This is a genomic window from Paraburkholderia sp. J7, from assembly GCF_905220155.1.
Taxonomy (GTDB): Bacteria; Pseudomonadota; Gammaproteobacteria; order Burkholderiales; family Burkholderiaceae; genus Paraburkholderia.
Genome location: NZ_CAJMYZ010000014.1, coordinates 19,282 through 37,809 on the forward strand (window position 1 = coordinate 19,282; position 18,528 = coordinate 37,809).

General features: G+C 64.1%; 20 protein-coding genes. 9 read left to right on the forward strand and 11 right to left on the reverse strand.

All coding sequences use genetic code 11. The features are described 5' to 3' along the window. Positions 1 to 115: 115 nt before the first annotated feature. The 3 genes from U5A58_RS22490 to U5A58_RS22500 form a co-directional block, all read right to left on the reverse strand. Positions 116 to 1,393 (reverse strand): SUMF1/EgtB/PvdO family nonheme iron enzyme, encoded by a 1,278-nt coding sequence (locus U5A58_RS22490; protein WP_321963073.1) that lies wholly within the window; start codon positions 1,391 to 1,393, stop codon positions 116 to 118. Between the two features lie 134 nt (positions 1,394 to 1,527). Next, a complete protein-coding gene (locus U5A58_RS22495; RefSeq protein WP_415764778.1) occupies positions 1,528 to 2,283 on the reverse strand; it encodes a helix-turn-helix domain-containing protein in 756 nt (251 codons plus the stop codon). A 182-nt stretch (positions 2,284 to 2,465) separates the two neighbouring features. Then, positions 2,466 to 2,927, reverse strand: a complete 462-nt coding sequence (locus tag U5A58_RS22500) for a universal stress protein (RefSeq protein WP_321915470.1) — start codon at positions 2,925 to 2,927, stop codon at positions 2,466 to 2,468. A 329-nt stretch (positions 2,928 to 3,256) separates the two neighbouring features. Between U5A58_RS22500 and U5A58_RS22505 the strand changes: the two genes are divergently transcribed. Next, complete coding sequence (locus tag U5A58_RS22505; protein WP_321963228.1) at positions 3,257 to 4,819, forward strand: MFS transporter; 1,563 nt, start codon at positions 3,257 to 3,259, stop codon at positions 4,817 to 4,819. Positions 4,820 to 4,958: 139 nt separating this feature from the next. Here the strand turns inward: U5A58_RS22505 and U5A58_RS22510 are convergent, their stop codons facing one another. Next, positions 4,959 to 5,549, reverse strand: coding sequence for an acyl-homoserine-lactone synthase (locus U5A58_RS22510; RefSeq protein WP_321915469.1), 591 nt, complete (start codon positions 5,547 to 5,549; stop codon positions 4,959 to 4,961). 168 nt (positions 5,550 to 5,717) lie between these two features. Between U5A58_RS22510 and U5A58_RS22515 the strand changes: the two genes are divergently transcribed. After that, on the forward strand, positions 5,718 to 6,032 hold the full coding sequence (locus U5A58_RS22515) for an XRE family transcriptional regulator (protein WP_415764775.1): 315 nt from the start codon (positions 5,718 to 5,720) through the stop codon (positions 6,030 to 6,032). On the opposite strand, the gene U5A58_RS22520 is transcribed toward U5A58_RS22515, so the two are convergent. Continuing rightward, positions 6,016 to 6,720 (reverse strand): LuxR family transcriptional regulator, encoded by a 705-nt coding sequence (locus U5A58_RS22520; protein ID WP_321963229.1) that lies wholly within the window; start codon positions 6,718 to 6,720, stop codon positions 6,016 to 6,018. The genes U5A58_RS22515 and U5A58_RS22520 overlap by 17 nt on opposite strands. Before the next feature lie 463 nt (positions 6,721 to 7,183). After that, a complete protein-coding gene (locus U5A58_RS22525; RefSeq protein ID WP_415774277.1) occupies positions 7,184 to 7,645 on the reverse strand; it encodes a DUF3005 domain-containing protein in 462 nt (153 codons plus the stop codon). Positions 7,646 to 7,951: 306 nt separating this feature from the next. On the opposite strand from U5A58_RS22525, the gene U5A58_RS22530 reads away from it, so the two are divergent. Both U5A58_RS22530 and epsC read left to right on the forward strand, forming a co-directional pair. Next, positions 7,952 to 8,185 (forward strand): hypothetical protein, encoded by a 234-nt coding sequence (locus U5A58_RS22530; RefSeq protein ID WP_321915468.1) that lies wholly within the window; start codon positions 7,952 to 7,954, stop codon positions 8,183 to 8,185. Positions 8,186 to 8,307: 122 nt separating this feature from the next. Further along, positions 8,308 to 9,237: a serine O-acetyltransferase EpsC gene (gene epsC / locus U5A58_RS22535; RefSeq protein ID WP_321946493.1), complete on the forward strand. Its 930-nt coding sequence runs from the start codon at positions 8,308 to 8,310 to the stop codon at positions 9,235 to 9,237. A 49-nt stretch (positions 9,238 to 9,286) separates the two neighbouring features. Here epsC and folE read toward each other — a convergent pair whose 3' ends face one another. Both folE and U5A58_RS22545 read right to left on the reverse strand, forming a co-directional pair. After that, on the reverse strand, positions 9,287 to 9,952 hold the full coding sequence (gene folE / locus U5A58_RS22540) for a GTP cyclohydrolase I FolE (protein ID WP_321937146.1): 666 nt from the start codon (positions 9,950 to 9,952) through the stop codon (positions 9,287 to 9,289). A gap of 93 nt (positions 9,953 to 10,045) precedes the next feature. Continuing rightward, entirely contained in the window at positions 10,046 to 10,969 is a 924-nt protein-coding gene (locus U5A58_RS22545) for a LysR family transcriptional regulator (protein WP_321963074.1), read from the reverse strand. Between the two features lie 330 nt (positions 10,970 to 11,299). Between U5A58_RS22545 and U5A58_RS22550 the strand changes: the two genes are divergently transcribed. From U5A58_RS22550 to pcaC, 5 genes are all read left to right on the forward strand, one after another. Next, the gene (locus U5A58_RS22550) at positions 11,300 to 12,007 is read left to right on the forward strand and encodes a 3-oxoacid CoA-transferase subunit A (RefSeq protein WP_321963075.1); all 708 of its coding nucleotides are present in this window, start codon (positions 11,300 to 11,302) and stop codon (positions 12,005 to 12,007) included. Between the two features lie 17 nt (positions 12,008 to 12,024). Further along, entirely contained in the window at positions 12,025 to 12,684 is a 660-nt protein-coding gene (locus U5A58_RS22555; protein ID WP_321963076.1) for a 3-oxoacid CoA-transferase subunit B, read from the forward strand. Positions 12,685 to 12,814: 130 nt separating this feature from the next. After that, positions 12,815 to 14,182, forward strand: coding sequence for a 3-carboxy-cis,cis-muconate cycloisomerase (locus tag U5A58_RS22560; RefSeq protein ID WP_321963077.1), 1,368 nt, complete (start codon positions 12,815 to 12,817; stop codon positions 14,180 to 14,182). Between the two features lie 29 nt (positions 14,183 to 14,211). Next, entirely contained in the window at positions 14,212 to 15,000 is a 789-nt protein-coding gene (pcaD, locus tag U5A58_RS22565) for a 3-oxoadipate enol-lactonase (protein WP_321937149.1), read from the forward strand. Next, positions 15,000 to 15,389: a 4-carboxymuconolactone decarboxylase gene (gene pcaC, locus U5A58_RS22570; protein ID WP_321915460.1), complete on the forward strand. Its 390-nt coding sequence runs from the start codon at positions 15,000 to 15,002 to the stop codon at positions 15,387 to 15,389. The genes pcaD and pcaC overlap by 1 nt, the downstream gene beginning before the upstream one ends. A gap of 40 nt (positions 15,390 to 15,429) precedes the next feature. Here the strand turns inward: pcaC and U5A58_RS22575 are convergent, their stop codons facing one another. The 3 genes from U5A58_RS22575 to U5A58_RS22585 form a co-directional block, all read right to left on the reverse strand. Then, the gene (locus U5A58_RS22575) at positions 15,430 to 16,497 is read right to left on the reverse strand and encodes an NAD(P)/FAD-dependent oxidoreductase (protein WP_321963078.1); all 1,068 of its coding nucleotides are present in this window, start codon (positions 16,495 to 16,497) and stop codon (positions 15,430 to 15,432) included. A gap of 53 nt (positions 16,498 to 16,550) precedes the next feature. Further along, on the reverse strand, positions 16,551 to 16,799 hold the full coding sequence (locus U5A58_RS22580) for a hypothetical protein (protein ID WP_201695812.1): 249 nt from the start codon (positions 16,797 to 16,799) through the stop codon (positions 16,551 to 16,553). Positions 16,800 to 17,048: 249 nt separating this feature from the next. After that, the gene (locus U5A58_RS22585; protein WP_321915458.1) at positions 17,049 to 18,377 is read right to left on the reverse strand and encodes an aspartate aminotransferase family protein; all 1,329 of its coding nucleotides are present in this window, start codon (positions 18,375 to 18,377) and stop codon (positions 17,049 to 17,051) included. Between the last annotated feature and the right edge of the window lie 151 nt (positions 18,378 to 18,528).

Consider the following 18,528-nt stretch of genomic DNA (forward strand, 5'->3'; position numbering starts at 1 on the left):
AAGCGTGCTTTCCTGCGGGGAAAGGCTAGGTGAGGGGCGGCGGTCCCATCACCCAGACCTGGACTTCGTTACGGCGCGCGCTGCTGCCGCGCTTGCGTTTGAGCAAGGGGATCGATCAATCCCGAACGCAGCGAAAACCCGCATAAACGTATTGGTAGCGCGGCTGGAACCAGTTGCGGAACGTCGGCCGCAACATGCATTGCGCGGTGCGCGGCGACCCGCCTTTCATTGCGTAGTGCTGACCGTCGAAGAAGTTAGCCGAATAGCCCTCGTAGAACGGGAACGCCTTGAAACCGGGCAGCGGCCCGAAGAGCGTGGAGGTCCATTCCCAGCCGTTGCCGTACAGGCCTTCTACGCCCCACGTGCTGGCGCTGTGGGGCGTGGCATCGACGGCCACCGGGTTCCAGTTGCGGAAATCGAAGTTGTCGGTGTGGCCGGGCAGCGCGCCGTGCGCCGCACGCTGCCACTGCGCCTCGCTCGGCAGCGCCATGCCGCGCCAGCGCGCAAACGCGCTGGCTTCGGCGTGGCTCACGTACACGGGCCACGCAAGCGGCAAGGCGATGTCTTCGAACATCGTGCGCAGGCGCCAGCCTTCGGGGCCGCGCGACCAGAACACGGGGTGCGCCACATGCGCGCTTTCCTTCCAGGCCCAGTCGGCGTCGTTCCAGAGTTCGCGCCTGGTGTAGCCGCCGTCCTCGATGAAGGCGAGAAACGCGCCGTTCGTCACCATGTAGCGGTCGATCTCGAATGCCGGTACGTCGACCTGCTGCTCGCCGAATTCGTTGTCCCAGCCGAATAGTCCACGCTCGGCGGTCATGCCGAGTTCCGTGCGGCCCGCGGGCACCTGCACGGTCCCGGCCTCGACCATATGGAGCGGGTCGGTGTGTATGCCCGCGGCGGCGGGCGTCTGCTTTTGCTCGAACGGCAACTGGTGGAGCATGTAGGCGAGTGTTTCGACATGCATGAGCCGATGTTCGATTGCAACATTCAGCAACTGACCCGGCGTGTCGTGATTCGAGGCGTCGGGCGGCAAGTCGAGCGTCGCGAGCTGTGCGTCGATGCGGCTGCGGGCGTCGCGTCCGTAGGCCAGGACTTCGGCGAGTTCGGGCCAGTCGGCGGGCGTATCGGTCGGCAGGCCGCCATCGACGGGATCGATGCCGAATGCGAACAGCTGGTCGAGACGCGCATCGGCGGAGGGTAGATCGAACAGGCGCTTGTCGAAGAGGTTACGGTCAAATGCTTCCAGATGACCGATATAGAACACGATGCGGTGACGTTCGCGAATAGGCCGCTCGTAGAGAAACTCGGGCTTGACGACGTTGAAGAGTGCGTCGCTGGTGCTGCGCGCCGCTTCAAGGCGGGCAGCGAGCGTAGGCGATTGCGGGAGAGGCATTTCGGCGATTCTCCTTGCGTAGGCGTAGAACGAGACTTTAACGCTGCGCAGGAGTTGTGCCAACGGCGATGCCGCGCCGGTGAGGCGCGGCACGGGCAACCCAGATGGGCGGCTCGCCCGGGGTTTGCCGCGAATTACAGGTGCCGCAGACCTTCGAGATCGATGATGCGGATCAGTTTGCCCTGTGCGTCGATCAGGCCGCGCTTTTGAAATCTCGACAGGGTGCGGCTTACCGTTTCGAGCGTCATGCCGAGATAGCTGCCCATGTCCTCACGCGTCATGCGCAGGTTGAACTCGGCGTGCGAGTAGCCACGCTGGCCGTTGCGCTCGGAGACGTCCAGCAGGAACGCGGCAACGCGTTCGTCGGCGGAGAGCGAGCCGAGCACCATCATTTGCGACGATTCGCGGATGAGCTGCTCGCTCATGAGGCGGTGCAGCCGGTCTTGCATGGCGCCGGTTTCGCGGCACAAATGCTTGAGCGCCGAGTAGGGAATGATGCAGACCGAGCTGTCTTCGAGCGCCACGGCGCTGCAGGTGTGAAAGCCCGTGCTGATGCCGTCGAGGCCGAGCGGGTCGCCGGCCAGGCGCAGGCCGGTGACCTGCTCGCGGCCGTCGCGATGCGCCATGACCGTCTTGAGCGAGCCGGAGCGCGCGACGTAGAGATTGTCGAACGCGTCGCCGGCGCGGTACACGGCTTCGCCGCGCCGTACGCTGCGCGCGGAGCAGATCAGCGCTTCGAGTTTGGGCAGGTCGTCGAGGGTGAGGCCCTGGGGCATGCACAGGTGCCGCATGGCGCAAACCGAACAGCGCGTGGACGTGCGCGGTGCCGTCACGGGCGTGCGATTGCTGCGGCGCACAGTGGTATGGGAAACGACGTTAGGATTCAGCATCGACAATGCTCCTTTGATCTCTGTCCAGGCATTGTCTACCGGGGTCGAATCTCAGATTGGTGGCAAAGTGACGCGCTTTTGAGATGCTTGGTGTTGCGCCTTGTCAGAAGGCGCTTGCGCGCCGTCTGACGGAGCGCAAGCGACTCTTCAATAACGTGCAAAACAGCGTGCACGTAATGTGACTACTGGTCGGCATTTCCCGCGGCTGACGGAATGAGGAGGACAGGCAGGGTGGACTGCCGCACGCAGCGTTCGGCAACGCTGCCGAGAATGAGGCGCTGGAAACCGCGGCGGCCGTGCGTGCCCATGACGATCAGGTCGGAGCCTTCGGTCTTCGCGGCGTTGAGCACGAGCGTCGGGACGTCGTCGAGCGAGGAGGCTTCGCCCGTGAGCATGGCGCCTTGCACGCCGCGCTCGCTCATCGCCTTGTTCATGTCCTCTGCGAGTTCGTTGCCCTGGGCGATCATCTGGTTGCGCAGGATCGAAGGATCGTAGCCGGGCGCGTCGAAATACATGGGCGTGTTCTCGATCACGTAATACGGCTGCAGGGTCGAGCCCATGGCCTTCGCCAGGTCGAGCGCGGCTTCGAACGCGCGGCGCGACGTGGCGCTGCCGTCGACGGCGACAAGAATGCGTTTATACATAAGACCTCCTCTGTGAGTGGGATCGAGAATTCGCGCGGCCTCGGGTGATGCCATGACGAGGTGGGCGCGCCGTGTCGTGACTGGCGAAAAGCTTAATGGATCGCAAGTAAATATGCAGTCGGACTGTATGAAATGTGGAAGGAGCGGGAAGGAAGATCAAGTGGGTTGCGTCGGAATACCGCAGGGCTGCCAGGAGTCCATTTGCTATTTCGTCATGTTGCACGCGCACCGTCATACCGCTATCGTTGCCTCTTTTTCGCTGCGCGCAGTCTTCCCCTCCCGTGAAATCTTCCTCCGCTAACCTGCCGTTTCGCGACGCGTTGCTGGCCATGCTCGGCATCGGCCTCGTCAACATGCTCGTCGCACTCGATCAAACCGTTGTCAGCACCGCTTTGCCCTCGATCGTCGCCGAACTGCACGGCTTCGAGTTCTATGCCTGGATCGCGAGCGCCTACCTGCTGGCCTCGGTCGTGACGGTGCCCGTGTTCGGCCGGCTCGGCGACTACTTCGGCCGCAAGCGCTTCGTGATTGCCGCCGTGATCGTGTTCACGGTGGCCTCCGTGCTGTGCGGACTCGCGACCGACATGCGTTTTCTCGCGGCGGCGCGCGCGTTGCAGGGCGTAGGCGGCGGGATGATGGTGGGCACGGCGTTCGCCTCGATTCCCGATCTCTTTCCCGACCCGCGCGCGCGGGTGCGCTGGCAGGTCGTCATGGCGGCCGCCTACGGCATCGGCACGGCGGCGGGGCCGTCGCTGGGTGGCTGGCTCAGTGAGCATTTTGGCTGGCGCTCGACCTTTCTCGTCAATCTGCCGGTTGGCGTGCTTGCACTTTATTTCATCTGGGCGCATCTGCCGCGCTACCAGCCGGCGCGTACCGGCGACGTGCGCATCGACTGGACGGGTGCCGCGCTCGTCGCGCTGGTGCTGGGCGCGTTCCAGACCTTGATCGAGGCGGTGCCCAAGAGCGGCCTGACGACCGGCAACGCCGCGCTGGCGGTGGCGGTACTCGCCGGCGCGGCGCTGCTGCTGGCCTGCGAACGCCGCGCGACGCACCCGATCATTCCGCTCGACCTGTTCCGCGACCCGCAACTCGTGACGCTATTCACGCTCTCGACGCTCTCGGGCTTCGTGATGTTCTCGCTGATCTTTTTCGCGCCGCTGCTCCTGCAGGGCGGCTTCGGGCTGTCGCCCCAGCAGGCGGGCCTGCTCGCCACGCCGATCGCCGCCTGTATCGCGCTAGGCAGCCTGATCAATACGCGTATCGTGATCCGGCTGCGCAAGCCCACGACGATTCTGACGGTCGGCTTCAGTCTGCTGGTCGCGGCATCCGCCGGTCTTGCCTTCGCGTCCCGCAACACGGAGCACCTCTGGCTCGAGCTGGCGATGTCGGCCGTGGGTATCGGGCTCGGCTTCATTCTGAACAATCTGAACGTGTTCGGCCAGGAGATTGCCGGGCGCGAGCGTTTTGGCATTACGACCGCCTTGCTGCAATCCTCGCGCATGGTTGGCGGCATGCTCGGCACCAGCGTCGTGGCGACGATCGTCAACCATCGCTATGCGGCCGGCGTGGGGGATGCGCTGGCGGTGATCGGCGCGCCACTGCAGCAGCGCTGGCAGCCTCAGCTCGCCGATCCGCGCGTGCTGATCGACCCGTCGCTGCGCGAGGGCCTGGTTGCGCAGATGAAGGCGGCGGGGCTCGACGGCGCGGCGCTGATCGATGCCGTGCGCCACGTGCTGGTCGACGCGATCCATCTGGGAATTGGCTTGACCGGCTGCGCCGCGCTCGCAGCGGCGCTGTGCGTGGGGCGCATTTCCCACATCCGCTTCAGCCGGAGCGCCTCGGTGGCGCAGAAAAGCGGCGAGCCGAGGGCCGACGAGGTCAAAGCCGATTAAGGCCGGGCACGTTTGGGTTCAGGCGGCGCGCCAGGGTGTTTATTTTTAATTTGTCAGACAAAAACAACAGTCCACATCGCTGAGCGCGGAAATCCGCAGCACCCAGCCTGCGCGAATCCGTCTATGCGCGGAGCCATGCTCAAGCGGCGTGCGCCATCGCGCCGAATAGCGCGTGGTGCGTTTGCTGGCTCATCGCGATTTCCAGCGCGACGGCATTTTCCACGCCAATGCGCATCGGCGCGCCAAGCCGGGTCAGTTCGATGCCCGTGCGGCGCAGCAGGCGCTCCATGGGCGTCGTGGTGACCGTCACATAGCTGCTGATGCCCGAGCGGTCGGCGAACGAGACAACGGCGCGCATCGCGTTCATGGTCACGTCGGCGAAGCCGAAAGCCTGGTCGTTGCCCGACTCGATGGCGAAGCGGCTCAGCTCCCAGATGTTGCGAGCCGTGGGCGCAGCCTTGCCCTGGAGCAGTTGCGGGAAGGTGTCGCGCAACATGTTCGGGCCCTCGGTGGGCATCATGCGCCAGCAGCCGCGCACGTGGCCCGTGCCGTCCTGAATCAGCATGTAATGGGGCCCGAGCGCGTCGTAGCCGTCGATTTCCATCCCCGCGATGGTGGGAATGTCCCAGCCCATGCGGTCGCGGAACACGCGCGCGCGCAGCCGGTACATCTCATTGATGTCCTCATTGTCGAAATCCTGTCTCTGTCCGATCCGTATCGCAGCTTGCATGACAACTCTCCCGATTTGTGTGGAAGCGCGGCAGTACGGTTCGAAAGCTATGCGTTATGAATATAAAAAAACACCTATCTAGATAGGTAGGTGCGCAGATAGGGCCTCTTAAGGAGAATCAGTTCCGCGGCAGTCACTCATCAGGCATATCTGACAGCGAGAGTCATCATGGAACTTATGGGCAATCAATGGCACTCGGGTGCGAGCACCATGTCGTCCTCCGGAGATTTGTCTTCGGTCGTCGACCGCGTCCTGATCATTGCGTATCGGAAGAAGAAGAAAGAAAGCCAGCGCCGCTTCTGGGCGCGCTTCGGCGTGACGCAGTCGCGCGGCAGCCGGTTCGAGTCGGGCGCGGAGATTCCGCCGCCGGTGTCGATCCTGCTCGGGCTGTATTTCAACAAGACGATTTCGGACGGCGACCTTGGCCGTGCCGAGCGCGTGTTGCGCGGCGAAGCACCGATGGTGCTTAGCCCGGGTCAATAAGACCCATCTGCGTCGCAATCACGGCGGCCGCCCGCCGTGAGTTGACGCCGAACTTCCCGCGAATGTTCTTCATGTGGAAGTTCACGACGGCCTCAGAGCAATTCAGGATGTGAGAAATTTCCCAAGTGGACTTGCCTAGCGCAGTCCACTTGAGGCATTCCTTTTCCCGTGGCGTGAGCTTGGGAATCAGCGACTGGGCGTGGTCGTTCAGGTGCCGCTGGCTTGTGTCCAGCACGAGGTCGCGCAGCAGCACGAGATTCGGCAACGCGCGGTTCACGTCGTCCCAGAAGTTGTCCGTGGGATTGGCGTCGTTGACGAAGCACAGCATGCCCACTTCCTGGCGCGGGCCATGGATCGGCAGCGTGATGCCCGCGCGCAGCCCGTACGAGCGGGCCTCTTCATACATCGATTGTTGCTGCTCGGTCGCGAAAAGCTCCGGCGACCAGATGAGCGGCGCCGAGCGCGTTGTGCAATGCGACACGGTAGGGTCGAAGTAGGCCATACCGTGGTCGTTGTACGTCTGCCGCCAGGCGGCCGAATAGTTCGTGCGGATAAACGCGTCCTCGAGCCTCATGCCCGGGCGCGGCAGGATAGCCAGCATGAGCTGGCTGAATCCCCACGAACTGGCGAGCTTCGCCACCGCGTCGAACCACGCTGCCTCTTCGGGCGCGTCGAGCACGGGCGACATCTGCTCAATAAAATGTAGAGGCACGTTCAACACTCTCCATCAGCGCTGGGCGAGATCGCGGGGCAAGCCCTTGGACACTCGCTCCTCGCTTCTTATGATGTAAGAATTTATCACTAAATTCCTGTCCGATCCCCCCTCGTCTGCAATCCTTCCGCCTTGTGGGGTCATTTCTGTCGGATTTCGGTGACATTGGAGAGAATTTCTGCATTTCCTGAACAAGCGCACCGGTCTGCACCAAAGCATTGCATCGGCACTGAAATAAAGCCCGGCGTCATTTCAAAAGCGGCAAAAGCGTGCAACTCGCCGGGATAATGCCGTCGATTTATCCGCTTTCATTTATTTTCAGGCTTTTCATTTCCACTTTTAACCGCACTCGACTGAATGCTGTCTGAATCCGCCAGTGCGTCGATATCGCCTGGATAATCGCAAATGGTTCGCCGCACAACGGGCGGCGAACCATCGTTCAGGGCTTGCGCAGCAGCTCGATCACGCGCGTCGGCCGCATGTGGTTGAGCGCGAAGTGCAGGCGCCCGGGGCTGCGGCGCACGCCCGCTTCGCGCTCGGCGTCGCGCTGCCAGTCGAAGAAGTCGCTGGGCGCTTCGGGCGCGCTCATGCCGAGGTCGACGAGTTCGTATCCGGACTCGAGCGCGATCGGCAGTCGGTGCACGTCCTTGCGGCTGTCGAAGCCCGCGAGGCCGTCCCCGGCTTCGGGCACGCTGTTGACGAGCGTGGCGTTCGTGGTCGTCACTTCGTCCGGGCAGATGTAGCCATCGCCCGCGAGGCGCGCGGCTTCGCGGTTCTTGCCATCGGTGTCGACCGAGCTATCGTGCGTGCGGTCGTTGTGGAGTTCGGCGCTGCGCGGCCGCGACGGCGACGCGCTCACGTCTCCCACATTCGCTTTTTGCATGTCGTCGGGACGATTCATGATTCTTCCTCCTTGGAAGATCGGGGTGCCTGCGTTCAGCAGGCAAGTCCGCAAACGCTGTTCCGCTGCAGCGCCGCACCCTTGAATCGGGTTGAAAAGCAAGCCGGTTCGCCAGGAGAACGCCTCCAGCGATTTTGCATTTTTTTCGTTGGTTTGGCCTTTTTCCCAGGAGTATGATCCTCTTTCAACGAGTTGGCGCGCTTTCGATTAATGGGCCGGGCGAGGGCCCATGGCGTGGCTTTGCCACACGATCCTGAATGCACGCGCCACAAAAAATGGACGAGGCAGTCAGGGCGGGTGACACACATGCACTTCGACGCTGCATTTACGCATCGTGGCTATTTGCTGAATTGCGCACCGGCGCGCGCCGGTGACGGCACGTATCAACCTTATGTGGTGATATCGCGATCGAGCGATGGCGAACTCGTCGCCAACCGGTTTTTCCCTGCCGATTTGCGCTTCGCCGATGAAGCGGCCGCTATCGCCCACGCGCGCGACTGGGCCGTGCGCTGGATCGACGCGAGCACGGTCACGCTGTGAACGCGCGCGCCCTGCGGGCGTCGCCCGCCGAGAGTGCTTCGGCGAACTCGCGCAAAACGCGGTAATCTCTGGGGTCGATACACTCACTCCTGCGCAGACCTTGCGTCTGCTGCCGCATCACCATGTCCAAAGCTGCTTCCCCCGACTGGGGCCTGGAACAGATCGTCGCCGATCTGCGTGCGTCGCGTGAAGAACGGCACCGCACGCGCCATCCACTCGGCATCCGCGAATTGCCATCGCGCGACGCGGTCGTCAACATCGTGGCCGGCTTGCGCGCCGCGCTCTTTCCCACGCACTACGGTGCGCCCGACCTGACCGACGAGAGCATTGATTACTACGTCGGTCATACGCTCGACAGCACCCTGCGACTGCTTGCCGAGCAGATTCGCCGCGCGTTGCGCTTCCTGCCGGAAAACTCGCAGGCGAGCGACGACGAACTGCGCGTGCGCGCATTCGAAGTCGCGCGCGAGTTCGGCCGGCAACTGCCCGATATTCGCGCGCTGCTCGTGAGCGACATTCAGGCGGCGTTCACGGGTGACCCGGCCGCGCAGCACATCACCGAGATCCTGCTGTGCTATCCGGGCGTGTGGGCCATGACGCATCATCGGCTCGCGCATGCGCTGCATCGCCTCGGCGTGCCGCTGCTCGCGCGTTTCATCAATGAGATCGCGCATTCGGCCACGGGCATCGACATTCACCCGGGCGCGCAGATCGGATCGAGCTTCTTCATCGATCACGGCACGGGCGTCGTGATCGGCGAGACGGCGATCATCGGCGAGCGCGTTCGCGTGTATCAGGCCGTGACGCTCGGTGCGAAGAGCTTCGCCGCTGACCTCGACGGGGCGCTCGTGAAGGGCAATGCGCGCCATCCGATCGTTGAGGACGACGTGGTGATCTATGCGGGCGCGACGATTCTCGGCCGCGTGACGATCGGGCGCGGCTCCGTGATTGGCGGCAACGTGTGGCTCACGCATAGCGTGCCGCCGGGCAGCAGCGTGCGCCAGGGCAAGATTCGCGAGATCGAGCGGGGTGACGAAAGCCCGATGAAGTGAGGCGGCGAACGGGACATGCCGTCCCGTTCGTTTTCCGCGTGCGGGGTATTCAGGTATTCGCGACGCTCATCGAGCTTGAATTGCCGACGATCGCGAGAAACTCGCGGCGCGTGGAAGGGTCGGTGCGGAACGTGCCGAGCATGCGCGACGTCACCATCTCCACGCCTGCCTTGTGCACCCCGCGCGTGGACATGCATTGATGCGCCGCTTCGAGTATCACGCCCACGCCCTTGGGCTGCAGAATTTCATTGAGCGTGTCGGCGATCTGCGCGGTCATCTTCTCCTGGATCTGCAGGCGCTTCGCGAATGCGTCGACGAGGCGCGCGAGCTTCGAGATGCCTACCACGCGGTGCTCCGGCAGATACGCCACGTGCGCGCGCCCGATGATCGGCACCATGTGATGTTCGCAGTAGCTCTCGAAGCGAATGTCCTTCAACACGATCATTTCGTCGTAGCCGTCCACCTCCGAGAAGGTGCGCGACAGGATTTCGCGTGGATCGACCTCATAGCCCGCGAAGAACTCCTCATAGGCACGCACGACGCGGCCCGGCGTATCGATCAGCCCTTCGCGAGCGGGGTCGTCCCCGGCCCAGCGCAGCAGTACGCGCACGGCGTCCTCGGCTTCGGCGCGTGACGGGCGCGTGTTGGACGCTACGGCAGCGCTCGTTGCGCTCTTGCGTGGCTTTGCTTTTCCGGCCTTTTTTTCTTCGCTCATGCATGGGCTCCTGTCATGTGGCGCGACGCCGCTTTGGCGTGCTCCACGAGCGCCCATTGTTTCATGTTTTGTCGTGCTCGGCGCGAGGGGCCATCATTTTGGCCATTCGTCCAGGGCGTCGTTGAAGAGTTCCGCCACGACGCTGCGCAGCCATTCGCCGCGCGGCGCGTTGTGATACTTGCGATGCCAGTGCTGCCTGAGATCGAAGCGCGGCAATGGCAGTGGAGGCTCGACGAGCGTGATCGATGCATGCTCGGACACGTAGGCGAAGCCGATCGCATGAGGCACGGTCGCGATGAGGTCGGAGCGCGTGAGAATGAACGGCAAGCTCATGAAGTGAGGCGTTTCAAGCACCGCGCGGCGGCGCATGCGCCGCTTCTCCAGATACTGTTCCAGCACTTCCTGGCTGCGCCCTTCGGCGCGCACGACGGCATGGCCCATGGCGAGAAACTGCTCGATCGTCATGGCTTTGCCCGCAAGCGGATGGCCGCTGCGCATCATGCAGATGAAGCGGTGCGTGAAGAGGCGCTGCTGGAAGAAGTTGTTGCCGCCTAGATCGGGGAAATAGCCGACCGCGAGATCGATGTCGCCCGACTCGAGGCCGCGCTCGACCTGGCTTGGCGGCAACGACACCGAACGCAGGTTTGCCTTCGGTGCGCGCTGAGCGAACACCTGCAGGAGGCGCGGAAGAAACACGATCTCGCCGACATCGGACAGTGCGATGGAAAACGTGTGGGTGCTCGTGGCGGGATCGAAGTCCTGCGCTTGCAGCATGCCCTTCTCGATACGCACCAGCGCGTCGCGCGCGGCGGGAATGAGGCCGAGCGCACGAGGCGTGGGCTCCATGCCGCGCGAGGTGCGCACGAAGAGCGGATCGCCGAAATACTCGCGCAGCTTGCCGAGCGCTGTGCTCACGCGCGGCTGGCTCACACCGAGCCGCTCGGCGGCGCGGCTCACATTGCGCGTTTCCTCTATGGCCACGAGAAAGGGGATGAGATTCAGATCGAGGTCTTGCATGAAGGCGAGGGCGGCGCGGCACTATGTCGAAATCAGATAAAGACTAGTCGACGAATTGGAATTCCGGATATTGGGGTATGTGCCCACGGCCCAAGCTGCCCTGAAAGCGCGGCAAAAAGTGCGTCCATGCACGAATCCGCGCGTACCCGCGCAGACATGAAGTAGATTGCCTGTGTGGGCACCCCGTGGGTAGACCCGCCTTGACAAGCGCTTGAATCCACTCCGATAATGCGCTGGACGTTCGCTAAACGAATCAGTGTTCGTATATAGAACTTTTCGCGATCGAGTGACGTGGACCTTCCGCGATGCGCATCGCTTTCAGGAACAGGCATGATCAACAAGATTTTCGACTCGCTTCAAGCCGCCGTGGCCGATGTGCATGACGGCGCCACGGTGATGATCGGCGGCTTCGGCACGGCCGGTATGCCCGCCGAACTGATCGACGCGCTCATCGAGCAGGGCGCGCGCGACCTCACCATCGTCAACAACAACGCAGGCAACGGCGACACTGGTCTTGCTGCGCTGCTCAAGGCGAAGCGTGTGCGCAAGATCATCTGCTCGTTCCCGCGCCAGACCGACTCGTATGTGTTCGACGCGCTCTATCGCGCCGGCGAAATCGAGCTCGAACTCGTGCCGCAGGGCAATCTGGCCGAGCGCATCCGCGCCGCGGGCGCCGGCATCGGCGGCTTCTTCACACCTACGGGCTACGGCACGAAGCTGGCCGAAGGCAAGGAAACGCGCCTGATCGACGGCCGCCACTACGTGCTCGAAGCGCCGCTGCACGCCGACTTCGCGCTCATCAAGGCGTATAAGGGCGATCGCTGGGGCAACCTGGTCTATCGCAAGACGGCGCGCAATTTCGGCCCGATCATGGCGAGCGCGGCGAAGGTCGCCATTGCCCAGGTTTCGGAAGTCGTGCCGCTCGGCGAACTCGATCCTGAAGTGATCGTGACCCCCGGCATTTTCGTGCAGCGCGTCGTTGAGGTGCCGCAAGCGGCCCATCAAGCGCACGAGCAGCATGGCGGCCAGGCAGCCTGAAGGAACGGAGAGAGGCAATGAAACGACTGAATCGCGATGAAATGGCCAAGCGCGTGGCCGCGGACATTCCCGAAGGCGCGTATGTGAATCTCGGCATCGGCGTCCCGACGCTGGTGGCCAACCACCTCGATCCGAGCAAGGAAATCTTCTTGCACAGCGAGAACGGCCTGCTCGGCATGGGCCCGGCGCCCGCACCCGGCCGGGAAGACGACGAACTGATCAACGCAGGCAAGCAGCACGTGACGCTGCTCACTGGCGGCGCGTACTTCCATCACGCCGACTCGTTCGCGATGATGCGCGGCGGCCACCTGGACTACTGCGTGCTCGGCGCATTCCAGGTATCGGTGGGGGGCGACCTCGCGAACTGGCACACCGGCGCGCCCGACGCGATTCCGGCCGTGGGCGGCGCGATGGACCTCGCACTCGGCGCGAAGCAGGTGTTCGTCATGATGGAGCTGCTGACCAAGCAAGGCGAAAGCAAGCTCGTGAGCGAATGCTCGTACCCGGTCACGGGCGTGGGCTGCGTGGGCCGCGTCTATACGGACCTCGCCGCGTTCGACGTGACGCCCGAAGGCCTCGCCGTGCGCGAGATCTATTCGGACATCGACTTCGACGCGCTGCAGAAGCTTGCCGGCGTGCCGCTGATCGACGCGACGCAAAACCGTCGCGCAGCGTAAACTGTCTGTCGACGTGCGTCGTTCGCACGTGCGTGGCGCGGCAACCGTCGGCATTCGTCGACGGTTGCCGCGCCCGCTTCGTTCCATCGGTACTCTCTGAACGCCCGCTTTTTTCTACGCGCCATACTCCATGATTGAACGCCTCACGAGCCTGATCTGCGGGACCGAGCCGATGAATGCGGTCTGGTCTCCCGAAGCCACGCTGCAACGCATGCTGGACGTCGAGGCGGCGCTCGCGCGCGCCTCCGCTGCGCATGGCGTGATTCCGCAGTCGGCGGTGGCCGCGATCGCCCGGGCTTGCGCGGCGGACCAGCTCGACGCGCCGGCGCTCGCACGCGACGCGGCGCTGGGCGGCAATCTGGCGATCCCGCTCGTCAAGCAGCTCACGGCGCGCGTGAAGGCCGCCGACGCTGAAGCCGCCAAATACGTTCACTGGGGCGCAACGAGCCAGGACATCATCGATACGGCTACCGTGCTGCAGTTGCGCGATGCATTTGCGCTGATCGAGCGAGGTATCGATGCGCTCTGCGCGACGCTCGCGGACCTCGCGCGCACGCATCGCGCGACGCCGGCGGTAGGCCGCACGTGGCTCCAGCAGGCGCTGCCCATCACGCTCGGAATGAAGTTCGCGCAATGGCTCGACGCCATGCTGCGCCATCGAGAACGACTCGCCGCGCTGCGCGAGCGCGCGCTCGTGCTGCAGTTCGGCGGCGCGGCCGGCACGCTCGCAAGCTTGCGCGACGCGGCGCCGAAGGTGAGCGCCGCGCTCGCGCAAGAACTCGGCCTCGCGTCGCCTGCGCTGCCGTGGCACACGCAGCGCGACCGCATTGCCGAAGCCGCGTCGTTCTTCGGCATGCTCATCGGCACGCTCGGCAAGATCGCGCGTGACATCTCCCTGCAAATGCAGACCGAAGTCGGTGAGCTGGGCGAACCGGCGGCGGCGGGCAAGGGCGGTTCTTCGACCATGCCGCACAAGCGCAACCCCGTGGGTTGCGCAGCGGTCCTGACGGCTGCCACGCGCGCGCCTGGCCTTGTGGCAACGGTGTTCGCGGGCATGGTTCAGGAACACGAGCGCGCGCTCGGCGGCTGGCAAGCGGAGTGGGATGCGCTGCCCGATCTCGCGCGCCTTGCCGGCGGCGCGCTCGCGCAGATCGAACAAATCACGGCTGGACTCGAAGTGCGGCCCGAACGGCTCGCGGCGAATCTCGACATCACGCACGGACTCATCCTCGGTGAAGCGGTGATGCTCGCGCTCGGCGATCAGATCGGGCGTCTGGACGCGCATCATCTCGTTGAGCACGCATCGAAATCGGCGGTGCAAAGCGGCCGCACGTTGTATGAAGTCCTCGCGGAGGATCCCGCCGTTACGCGACTTCTGGACGAAGCGCGCCTCAAGGCGCTGCTCGATCCGGCTAACTACGTGGGGCAGGCGCACACTTTCGTCGACGCGGTGCTCGCATCGCACGAAGCGAGTGCAAAACAACGCCCGTCCCATTGATCATAGAAGACACACGAGGAGTAACACGCATGCCTTACGCAGCCGTCAACGACACGCATTTGTTCTACCGCATCGACGGTACGGAGAACCGCTCGGCGCCATGGGTGGTCCTGTCGAATTCGCTCGGTAGCGACGTGTCGATGTGGACGCCGCAAATCACGGCGTTCACGAAGCACTTCCGCGTGCTGCGCTACGACACGCGCGGCCACGGTCACTCGGCAGCGCCGCAGGGCCCGTACACGATCGAGCAACTGACCGGCGACGTGATCGGACTGATGGACCAGCTCGGCATCGAGCGCGCGCACTTCGCAGGCGTTTCGATGGGCGGTCTGACCGGCGTCGGCCTCGGCGCGCGCTATGCCAACCGTATCGATCGCCTGGTACTCTGCAACACGGCCGCGAAAATCGGCTCGCCGGAAGTGTGGGTGCCGCGCGCAGCGAAGGCTCGCAGCGAAGGCATGCTCGCGCTCGCCGACGCCGTGCTGCCGCGCTGGTACACGCCCGAATTCATCGCGAACAATGCGCTCGTGATGTCGCAAGTGCGCGACGTGTTCGTGCATACCGACAAGGACGGCTATGCTTCGAACTGCGAAGCGATCAACGCCGCCGACCTGCGCGGCGAGGCGCCGTCGATCAAGGCGCGCACGCTCGTGATCTCGGGTACGCACGATCTGGCCGCAACACCCGCACAAGGCCGCGAACTGGCCGAGTCGGTGCCCGGTGCGCGCTATGTCGAACTCAACGCTGCGCATATCTCGAACGTCGAACTGGCGGACGAGTACAACAAGATCGTGGTCGATTTCCTGCTGGAGGCGTGATGAACGACGAAGAACGCTACGAAGCGGGCATAAAAGTGCGCCGCGCGGTGCTGGGCGACGCGCACGTCGATCGCTCGCTTGCCAACCGCACGGAAGTGACCGAGGAATTCCAGAATTTCATTTCGCGCTATGCATGGGGCGAAATCTGGACGCGCGATGGCTTGCCGCGCCACACGCGCAGCTTGCTGACGATCGCAATGATGGTGGCGCTCAACCGCAGCGAGGAACTCGCGCTGCATTTGCGCGCCGCGCGCAACAATGGCGTCACGCGCGACGAAATCAAGGAAGTGCTGCTGCAAACCGCGATCTATTGCGGCGTGCCGGCGGCGAACTCGGCGTTCCATCTGGCAGACCGCATCTTCCGCGAGCAGGACGCTGAACAGGCTTAAGCAGGCTGTTTGAACGCGACGCGGGGCACTCGCCCCGCGTTCAGTCGAACACCGGCGACTCCACGCCGAGCACCTTGTGCAGGCGCGTGCTGGTCGTTGTGTACTGCAGATGGATTTTCTTCTCGGGAAACACATGATGCGCGGCGCCGAATGCGGCGAGCGCGGCTTCATGAAAACCTGAAAGAATTAGCTTCTTCTTGCCCGGATACGTGTTGATATCGCCGACGGCAAAGATGCCCGGCACGCTCGTTTCGAAGCGCGCCGTATCCACCGGCAACTGCTTGCGCTCGATTTCAAGGCCCCATTGCGCGATTGGCCCGAGTTGCGGCGACAAGCCGTAAAACACGAGCAGGTAGTCGAGTTCCAGCGAGCGCGTGACGCCGTCGCCGCCCGTCACCTTGATGCGCGTGAGCTTGCCGCCTTCGTCGTCGAAGCCGGTCAGTTGGCCGACGATCGACTGCATGCGCCATTCTTCGCATAGCGCGTGCATTTTCGCGACCGTTGCCGGCGCAGCGCGATAGCCCTCGCGCCGATGCAGCAGGATCACGCTCTGCGCGACGTCGACGAGTTGCAGCGCCCAGTCGAGCGCCGAATCCCCGCCGCCGCACACCACGATGTCCTTGTCGCGAAAGCGTTCGAGATCGCGCAAGCGATAGAACAACTGCGTGTCGCGGTATCGCTCGATACCGCTCAGCTTGAGCGTGCGCGGCTGGAACGAGCCCACGCCTGCCGCGATGAACACCGTTTTCGCAAGAAACTGCGTACCCTTGCTCGTCTGCACGAAAAAGCGGCCGTCCGCGCGCGGCTCGACGATCTGCACCTCCTGGCCGAGATGGAACGTCGCGCCGAAAGGCTCGATCTGCTTCATCAACGCATCCACGAGCTGTTGCCCGGTGCACATCAGCACCGCCGGAATGTCGTAGATCGGCTTGTCGGGGTAAAGCTCGGCGCACTGGCCGCCGACCACGGGCAGCGAATCCACTACGTGCGCGTGTATTTCCATCAGACCGAGTTCGAACACCTGGAAGAGTCCCACCGGTCCCGCGCCGATGATGAGCGCGTCGGTTTCGATGAGCTGGGGCGAGAAGTGATCGTTGCGCTCGTTCATCGGCGCGCGCTCCTTGCGAGAAGGGGAATCGGCAGGGGAAATGCTCAAGAGTCCTATTCTTCAGGCTGCACGTCGGCGACATAGCGGCGCAGACAGGCGAGCAGTGCGGCTTCCTCGGCGCGGCTCGCGGCGTCGCTGGCCGAACCCGCGTCGCGCTCTTCGCCGAACATCGCTGCGGGCGCGGGGATCGTATCGACCACGCGGCCGTCGCGGAACACGCGGATTTGATGCGTCGCTTCCACATATTCGGCGATCCAGTGGATGCCCTCGATATGCGTGCCGATACGGACTGGCATCTTCATGAGATTCCCTCCTGGCGCAGCGCACGTCGGTCGATGCGCACGCGCCGCAATCGCGATTGCTATGGCGGATAGGGCAACAATACGCCGATGGCGTGTTCCGTGCTTGATCCCGGTCCCTCGCGCGTCAGGCTGCGGAACCTGGCGGCCGAAAAAAGAAAAGGCGGCCCGAACCCGGGCCGCCCTTGCGGCGTATTGCCAAATGAAAGCAGGCGGAAAGCCGGCGCGAGCGATGGCTCGCGCTTTAGCGCATTACTGCACCGTGGCCAGCACGTCGCGCACCGTGCCGAACAGGCGCGCGATTTCCTCTTCCGTCACGATGAGCGGCGGCGAGAACGCGAGAATGTCGCCCGTGAAGCGGATCAGCACACCTGCCTCGAAGCACTTCACGAAAACCTCATAAGCGCGCGCGCCGGGCGCGCCGTCACGCGAATTGAGTTCGATGCCGGCAACGAGGCCGAGATTGCGCACGTCCTTGACATGCTTTTCGCCGCGCAGCGCGTGTGCGGCGGCCTCGAACTTCGGCGCGAGCGCGTTGGCGCGCTCGAACAGACCTTCGCGGCGATACAGGTCCTGCGTCGCGATCGCGGCGGCGGCGGCGAGCGGGTGCGCCGAATAGGTGTAGCCGTGGAACAGCTCGATTGCGCCTTGCGCGCCGGCGTTCACGATCGTGTCGTGAATCGTGCGGCTCGCGGCCACGCCGCCCATCGGCACGGCGGCGTTGTTGATCGCCTTGGCCATCGTGATGATGTCGGGCGTGACGCCGAAATACTCGCTGGCCGTGGCCTTGCCGAGGCGTCCGAAGCCCGTGATGACTTCGTCGAAAATCAGCAGGATGCCGTGCTTCGTGCAGATCTCGCGCAGGCGCTGCAGGTAGCCCTGCGGCGGAATCAGCACGCCGGTCGAACCCGCCACGGGCTCGACGATCACGGCGGCGATGGTCGAAGCGTCGTGCAGCGCGACGATGCGCTCGAGGTCCTCGGCGAGGTGCGCGCCCCAGCCCGGCTGGCCCTTCGAGAACGCGTTGTGTTCGAGATCGTGCGTGTGCGGCAGATGATCGACGGCCGGCAGCAGCTGGCCCGAAAACGCCTTGCGATTCGGGCCGATGCCGCCCACCGAGATGCCGCCGAAGCCCACGCCGTGATAGCCGCGCTCACGGCCGATCAGCTTGGTGCGCTGGCCTTCGCCGCGTGCGCGATGGTAGGCAAGCGCGATCTTCAGCGCGGTGTCGACCGACTCCGAGCCGGAATTCGTGAAGAACACGCGGTCGAGCCCGGCCGGCATGATCTCGGCAACCTTCTGCGCGGCTTCGAACGCGAGCGGGTGGCCCATCTGGAACGTAGGGGCGAAGTCGAGCTTGGCGGCTTGCTGGGCGATCGCCGCGACGATTTCCTCGCGCCCATGGCCCGCATTCACACACCAGAGGCCCGCGCTGCCGTCGAGCACCTCACGGCCGTCGGTCGTGCGGTAGTACATGCCCTTGGCCGATTCGAGCAGGCGCGGCGCGGCCTTGAACTGGCGGTTGGCGGTGAAGGGCATCCAGAACGACGAGAGATCGTCGATGACGGGGCGCGAAGTCATGCGTGCTTCTCCTCAGGTGGGTTTGGCTCAACTGTAGCGCCGGGGCTTGAACCACGGCATAGACAGTCTCTATACTGATCTGCAAACCGTGCTGGACAATTCTCGCCAACTGTATTGGTCGGCGCCCGGGTCGTTCGGGTTTTCCCTCGCA

Excerpts from the sequence above, each read along its gene's own strand:
- U5A58_RS22520 (WP_321963229.1), bottom strand. The coding sequence starts at position 6,720 with ATGTCGCCCGTGCTCGACGCGCCCGAAGAGGCAGCGTGGTTCGACGCG.
- U5A58_RS22530 (WP_321915468.1), top strand. The coding sequence starts at position 7,952 with ATGCACTTCGACGCTGCATTTACGCATCGTGGCTATTTGCTGAATTGC.
- U5A58_RS22505 (WP_321963228.1), top strand. The coding sequence starts at position 3,257 with ATGCTCGGCATCGGCCTCGTCAACATGCTCGTCGCACTCGATCAAACC.
- pcaD (WP_321937149.1), top strand. The coding sequence starts at position 14,212 with ATGCCTTACGCAGCCGTCAACGACACGCATTTGTTCTACCGCATCGAC.
- U5A58_RS22560 (WP_321963077.1), top strand. The coding sequence starts at position 12,815 with ATGATTGAACGCCTCACGAGCCTGATCTGCGGGACCGAGCCGATGAAT.
- U5A58_RS22500 (WP_321915470.1), bottom strand. The coding sequence starts at position 2,927 with ATGTATAAACGCATTCTTGTCGCCGTCGACGGCAGCGCCACGTCGCGC.
- U5A58_RS22575 (WP_321963078.1), bottom strand. The coding sequence starts at position 16,497 with ATGAACGAGCGCAACGATCACTTCTCGCCCCAGCTCATCGAAACCGAC.
- U5A58_RS22495 (WP_415764778.1), bottom strand. The coding sequence starts at position 2,283 with ATGCTGAATCCTAACGTCGTTTCCCATACCACTGTGCGCCGCAGCAAT.
- U5A58_RS22515 (WP_415764775.1), top strand. The coding sequence starts at position 5,718 with ATGGAACTTATGGGCAATCAATGGCACTCGGGTGCGAGCACCATGTCG.
- U5A58_RS22555 (WP_321963076.1), top strand. The coding sequence starts at position 12,025 with ATGAAACGACTGAATCGCGATGAAATGGCCAAGCGCGTGGCCGCGGAC.
- folE (WP_321937146.1), bottom strand. The coding sequence starts at position 9,952 with ATGAGCGAAGAAAAAAAGGCCGGAAAAGCAAAGCCACGCAAGAGCGCA.
- U5A58_RS22585 (WP_321915458.1), bottom strand. The coding sequence starts at position 18,377 with ATGACTTCGCGCCCCGTCATCGACGATCTCTCGTCGTTCTGGATGCCC.
- U5A58_RS22545 (WP_321963074.1), bottom strand. The coding sequence starts at position 10,969 with ATGCAAGACCTCGATCTGAATCTCATCCCCTTTCTCGTGGCCATAGAG.
- pcaC (WP_321915460.1), top strand. The coding sequence starts at position 15,000 with ATGAACGACGAAGAACGCTACGAAGCGGGCATAAAAGTGCGCCGCGCG.
- U5A58_RS22510 (WP_321915469.1), bottom strand. The coding sequence starts at position 5,549 with ATGCAAGCTGCGATACGGATCGGACAGAGACAGGATTTCGACAATGAG.
- U5A58_RS22580 (WP_201695812.1), bottom strand. The coding sequence starts at position 16,799 with ATGAAGATGCCAGTCCGTATCGGCACGCATATCGAGGGCATCCACTGG.
- U5A58_RS22525 (WP_415774277.1), bottom strand. The coding sequence starts at position 7,645 with ATGAATCGTCCCGACGACATGCAAAAAGCGAATGTGGGAGACGTGAGC.
- U5A58_RS22490 (WP_321963073.1), bottom strand. The coding sequence starts at position 1,393 with ATGCCTCTCCCGCAATCGCCTACGCTCGCTGCCCGCCTTGAAGCGGCG.
- epsC (WP_321946493.1), top strand. The coding sequence starts at position 8,308 with ATGTCCAAAGCTGCTTCCCCCGACTGGGGCCTGGAACAGATCGTCGCC.
- U5A58_RS22550 (WP_321963075.1), top strand. The coding sequence starts at position 11,300 with ATGATCAACAAGATTTTCGACTCGCTTCAAGCCGCCGTGGCCGATGTG.